This window comes from Streptomyces sp. 13-12-16 (genome assembly GCF_002114215.1).
Lineage (GTDB): Bacteria > Actinomycetota > Actinomycetes > Streptomycetales > Streptomycetaceae > Streptomyces.
This window is the reverse complement of the sequence record NZ_NCTE01001245.1, coordinates 1-771: the sequence shown is the minus strand read 5'-3', so window position 1 is coordinate 771 and position 771 is coordinate 1. Positions and strand designations below refer to the sequence as shown.

1 pseudogene is annotated in these 771 nt (G+C 72.8%); it reads right to left on the bottom strand.

Annotated elements, in window-relative coordinates:
- A pseudogene (locus B7767_RS38665) lies at positions 1-771 on the bottom strand (hypothetical protein); the annotation flags it as partial.

Below are 771 nucleotides of genomic sequence, written 5' to 3'. Positions count from 1 at the left end.
GGATGCGGCTTGTACAGCAGCCGCACCCCCGGGTCGGCGAGCAGCGCCCGCACCAGGTTCTCACCGGCCGCGACCACCGACGTGTTGCCCGGGTTGCCGTCCCAGCCCTCCCAGGTCGGCGCGTACAGCACGGTCGTGTACGCGCCGGTGGGCGGGCCCGCGTACGGGCGTACGGCGTCCAGCTGCGGGCGGCCGATCTCCACCACGTCCTTGTCCTCGACCCCCACCTCGGCCAGCGCGTACCGCTCGCGCGCCGCCGGACCGGCCACCCACACCTCGTCGTACGCCTTCGCGTACGGGTTGCAGGACGACAGCTTGTCGCTCTCGCCGTGGTTGACGAAGGCGTGCTTGATCGTGGGGATCCGCAGCACCTGCGAGGTCTTCCCGGAGTTCGACGGGTGGATGAGCACCTGGAGCGTGGACCGCTCGAGACGCATCAGCGTGGACACCTTCGGCAGGCACACGACCGGGATGTCGGTCGCCGCGATCCTCGGCACCATGAACCGCTCCCGCAGCACGATCACCGGCCGCCCGCCGAGCCCGGCCAGCGGCTCCAGCCACATGTTGGCCTGGTAGGCGGAGGACGGGCCGCCGGAGAAGTACAGGCCGACCGTCGGCCGGTACTCGTCCAGCCACGCGTCGAACCAGTCGAGCACCTCCTGCTCGCCCGCCGGCCGCCGCCCCGGCAGCAGCCGCAGCAGCAGCGCGCACAGCCCCGCGGCCGTGAGCAGCAGCGCCAGCGCGACACCGGTCGCCGCGTACCGGGCGTCG